The following is a 5395-nucleotide window of genomic DNA, read 5'->3' on the forward strand; positions in this document are numbered from 1 at the left end:
AGCTTGGGATCACGTGGAGTGTCTATTCTTGACCCTTTCACTGGAACGGGTACCTTTATCACAAGGCTTTTACAATCAAAGCTCATAAAACCAGAGGATATGGAATATAAGTTCCGTCATGATATCCATGCCAATGAGATTGTTTTACTGGCTTATTACATAGCAGCGATCAATATTGAATCGACTTATCATAGTTTGAAGAAAGGAGAGTATATTCCTTTCAAACATATTGGTTTAACCGATACATTCCGGATGCTTGAAAAACAAGATTTGATGAAAGGTTTATTAGAGGAAAACAGTGAATATTTAGAACTTCAGAAAAACCTCAATATTGAAGTGATCTTTGGCAATCCTCCTTATTCAACAAAGCAAAAAAACGAAAATGATAATGCAAAAAACACACCCTATCCGATTTTAGATAAACGTATTAGTGAAACTTATGCTGCTCATTCAAAAGCAACCAATATGCAAGCAATTTATGATAGCTATATTCGTGCTATTCGCTGGGCAAGTGACCGTATTGATAATGCTGGGATAATCGGATTTGTCACAAATGCCGGTTTTATTAATGGAAGTTCTACGGACAGTCTACGAAAGTGCCTCGTTGAGGAATTTAGCAGCCTTTATATTTTCCATTTACGGGGAAATGCTCGGACTTCTGGAGAACAACGTAAGAAAGAAAGTGGTGGAATTTTTGGTGAAGGATCTCGTGCTCCCATAGCTATCTCTATTCTCGTAAAAAATCCAAATGCACAACAGCGTGGTAAGATATATTTTCGTGATATTGGAGACTATCTCACGAGGCAAGAAAAGCTTACAATGATTGAATCCCTTGGAAGCATTAATGGTATTACACGGAGTAAACAAGGTTGGCAAATCATTATACCAGATAAGCACGGTGATTGGATAAATCAACGTGATGACAATTTTAAAGCATTTTTAGCCATAGGTGTTAAGAAAGGTAATAATAAGAAAAAGCTCTTTGAAACTTTTTCGTGTGGTATACAAACTAATCGTGATGCTTGGGCATATAACTCAAATCATGAAGTTTTAGCAAAAAACATGAGTTATATGATTGCTTTCTATAATAGCGAAGTGGAACGTTTTAATAATGTCTATCCGCATGCTGACCGTAAGTTACGTGCAAATGCTGTAAACGATTTTGTTAGTGTTGATGCTACAAAAATTTGTTGGAGTAGTAGTCTGAAAGAAGAGTTTGTAAGAGGAAAGGTTTTTGAATTTGAAGATAAATGTCTTATTCAAAGCCTATATCGTCCTTTTACGAAGCAATGGCTTTACTATAGTCGTATTTTTAACCATAGAGTCTATCAAATGCCGCGTATATTTCCGATAGGGGGAATGATTGGAAATAAAGTAATTCAAGTTACAGGTATAGGAGCAATGGGAGGCTTTTCTGTGCTTATGACTACGGCTCTGCCCGATGTTCAGGTGATAGAAAATGGACAATGCTTTCCACGCTATATTTACGAAGACACTACGGTCTCAAAAGATAGAAACAAGAAACAAACTCATTTATTTACGGATTCTACAGAAGACAGCAAAACAGCTGATTTACAGAGGAGTGATGCCATTACGGATGAGGGACTAGCGCATTTTAAAGCCGCTTATCCTAATGAGACTATAATAAAAGAAGATATCTTTTATTACGTATACGGTCTACTTCACTCAGAAGATTATCGTGCCCGTTATGCTGATAACCTCTCTAAAGAGTTGCCTCGCATCCCTTGTGTAAAAAGCGCTGAAGATTTTTGGAAGTTTGTTAATGCTGGACGTGAACTAGGGCATTTGCACGTGAATTATGAGACTGTAGAGCCTTATCCAGTGACCTTTAAAAAGGGTAATCCAAAACAAACAGAGATCTCTAATCCCGAAAAATTTTATTACGTTACAGAAATGAAATTCGCAAAAATTAAGAATAGTAAGGAAAAGGATAAATCTACAGTTATTTATAACAGCAATATCATTATGACAGATATCCCTCTTGAAGTTTATGAGTATATCGTCAATGGCAAGCCCGCTCTTGAATGGGTTATGGAGCGTCAATGTGTAAAGACTGATAAAAAGAGTGGTATTGTGAATGATGCCAATCGCTATGCTGTTGAAACCGTTGGCAACCCTGCTTACCCATTGGAGTTGTTTCAAAGGGTTATTACGGTAAGTTTAGAAACCATGAAAATCGTTAAGAACTTACCCAAATTGGTATTAAGAGAAACTGAATAACTTATAAAGATGCTCATATAATGGGTATGATAAACGCATAAGGGGTATAAGGTCTTATAACCATATAATCTATACCTCTCTTGTTAAATTGCTTACATACAATCTTTAAAAGGAATGTTTATATGCATTATTCTAAAAAGAAGAAACTTGCACTTTTAAATACTCTTATTTTGATTGCTTTAAGACTTTTAAGAAATCCCATCTTAAAGTGAATACGCTTCTTTTACATTGCCTTTAAGAGGTTATACCGTAATCTAAAATGATAGCTTTATTGTTATCAGAAGCTTTGTTTAAAGAGAGTTATGTATATTCATTTTCTTATATTACTTATAGGTTTTGAATGTTTCTCAAACCCCCAAAACACCTACAAAACCCTCTTAAATATATATTAAAGATTGTATTTATGTTTTGTGTTTAATATAGGTTGTTTATTTGAAAGATTAACTTATTGAAATATAATGACTTTTATTTTTTATTGAAAAATATGTAAAGGGGGGAGCGTAAAAAGCACCTCCAAAACCCCCTAAACCTCCAAAACTCATAACCATAATGGTCTTGATAGCATCTATTATGATTATAATCCCTTTCTTTTGAAAGGCTTAAAGGATCATATGCTTTTCATAAAGCACATTTTAATCATTAACTAAAATCATAAGATTCGTCTGTTAAATAAACTGACATAACCGATAAAATAGACAAAAGCCCATTAAAAGAGATTTTGATAATCTATGAAATAATAGGTTATTTCCTTTAAATCTTGCACCAAAACCATGATCAGAGCCACACCACTGTTGAATTTCTCAACTAGTGATCAAGGCTTTGGAGCGCGTCTTATTTTCTAAATTTCTGAAATCTTTTCGATATTTTTTAGGTGCTATTTCTTGTCTTTTTTTCCGATAAAATTGACTATTTTCTCTTTCCACGAGCGGGGTTGCTCCTTGCTGGTAACCTCTTGTTGATCATCAAGCTTTTTTGCCACCTGTTTAATTAAAGCGTAGCTCAGTTGTTTGGTTTTTGCTACTTCTTTGGCTAAAGCTAATGCACATTCAAGGTGGGTTTTGTTGATGCTTTCGTCAAAGCCTAGGTGATCACCTGCCGTAAAGCTTTGCTGATAAGATTGTAAGGTCTCAACATCACCCAATAAAGCAAGAGCGCCAAGATGAAGCAAAGCATAATCCGTATCATCTGCTTTAGACGTTGCATCCCGTTGCCAAGGAGCAGTGCCATAATCAGAGCGAAGTCTTTTAGAAAGGTCAATGTCTTTGACTGACCATTCTAGCGCATCATCAAGTGCTTGCTTTAAGCGATCCGCAGTAACTTCTGGTTCAAAGATTTCTAATCCCTTGGCTTCAAAATTAAGCTGTATATCTGGAATATCTTCCGTGTGGGTAGGATCAATGAATTTACAAGCGGTGGAAAGAATGCCCGTGCTAATCATAAAGGCGCTATCAAATTGCGGGTAGTCTTTGGCAATTTCGTCGTTATAAAGAATATCTACTTCACGATCAGCCAATTGATAGCTTGCCATATGGTCATTCTCATTGATTTTCTCGGTTGACCAGCCTAAGCTTTTTAAAAGTGCATGAGCACTTTCCATGGTGAGACGATCATCATTGTCATCCACTTCATCCACTTCCTCTGCCACTTCAACAGAAGTTGTTTTAGAAGCAACAGATGCTGTTTGCGCATCCAAGCTTAAAATCGGAGCATTTTTAGGAAAACCAGTCCGATAACGGCGTGCAAGAGCAAGGACGTTATCAATAATATGTGCTATGTTTTCCCTTATCAAAGCTGAAAAGTTTTTATCCTTCAAACTTTCCTTATAAAATTTGAGTTTTTCAACATCCCCAATAAGAATAAGTGCAATAAGGTGCAACTTCGCAAAATCATATTCACTGTCTGGGGACAAAGCCGCATAATCATAGATGATTTGATTCACATTTTGTCGATCAGCCCAGCACAAAATATCCGCACAGATCTGCTTCAGTTTACCTTCATCCAATTCAGTACTAGAAACTGCATAAACTTCTTCTGATTCTTTAAGAACGGTATATTGGGGAGTATCGATAAAAATAGATCGATAAGCTGTAGAAAAACCAAGTGTTGAAAGAGAAACCTTGAAGGTAACAAATGGTGTCTCTCCGTTTTTATCAAGGTTGTACACTATATTAATGATACGATCTTTCTTTATAAAATAAGCATTGCAATTGTAATTTTTATCACGATAGACTGTCCAGTCCATCCTTTTTAAGTCTTCAGAAACTGTATTAAGAAAAGACAAATCTTGTAAACTAAGACGATCATCTATAGCTTTTCGCTCATTAAGGATTTTCAGATATTCTTCAGCAAATTGAACGGCCTGGTTAATATATCTCTCTACTTCACGGTCATCCAAAATTTCAGAAATCGTACCTGCTTCTAAAAAATTTTGATAGGATTTCAGGATATCAATTTGACCTGTTAATGCTAAACAAGCTAAATGCCAGACTATATCTATATTGTAGCTATATTTTTGGATAAGCGTTTTGCTTTCTATTGATGCTTGTAAATCTTGGGCACGTGCCCACTGTATTATCCGCTCAGAGATTTTGATAAGCTCTTGCTCATCTAATGTCTCTACACAAATATCAATGCCTTTACCAAAACCACTAAAAATCCCCCCCCCAATCGTATTAAAAGAATTATAAATATTTTTAGGAGAAACGCACCAATATTCCTCACTATAGTGAATACAATTGCAAGCGACAGAAATCATTTCATTAGATATTTCAGCTTCAATACGGACATTGTAATTGTCATGGAGACGTATAAAACCAAAATCAAATTGAATGAAGCGGTCGGGCAAAATCAACCACATTTTTCCAGGCTCCGTAGAAAACCACCCTTGTGTTTTGAGAACGCGCATTGCTGCTGTGAGGCTTATCGAGCGCTGTTTGGTTTTTTTGCGCGTTAGAATATCATCCACCCCCCCATTTTTATAGGCTTGCGCAAAAAAAAGCAGGCGATCATCCGATGTCATTGTTTTATAATCTGCAAATTCTGGCACAGATAGTTTTGGAGTAGATCTATCACTCCTTAAAGCCTCCATATCACCAAGTAATGCTTGTGCAACGGCAGAATGATTAGTAGCTTCCTCGCACAACTTTTTTTCAAT

The 5395-nt window shown here is 36.1% G+C and carries 2 protein-coding genes; one reads left to right on the forward strand and one right to left on the reverse strand.

From position 1 onward, the window contains the following. A partial coding sequence (locus ACFIQE_RS08555; protein WP_375707541.1) for a type ISP restriction/modification enzyme occupies nucleotides 1-2241 on the forward strand: 2241 nt, incomplete at its 5' end. A gap of 874 nt (nucleotides 2242-3115) precedes the next feature. Here ACFIQE_RS08555 and ACFIQE_RS08560 read toward each other — a convergent pair. Next, nucleotides 3116-5395: DUF6990 domain-containing protein (locus ACFIQE_RS08560; RefSeq protein WP_375707542.1), on the reverse strand; the 2280-nt coding region annotated here is incomplete at its 5' end.

The sequence above is a fragment of the Bartonella sp. AA1HLJMS genome (genome assembly GCF_042197445.1).
Taxonomy (GTDB): Bacteria; Pseudomonadota; Alphaproteobacteria; order Rhizobiales; family Rhizobiaceae; genus Bartonella.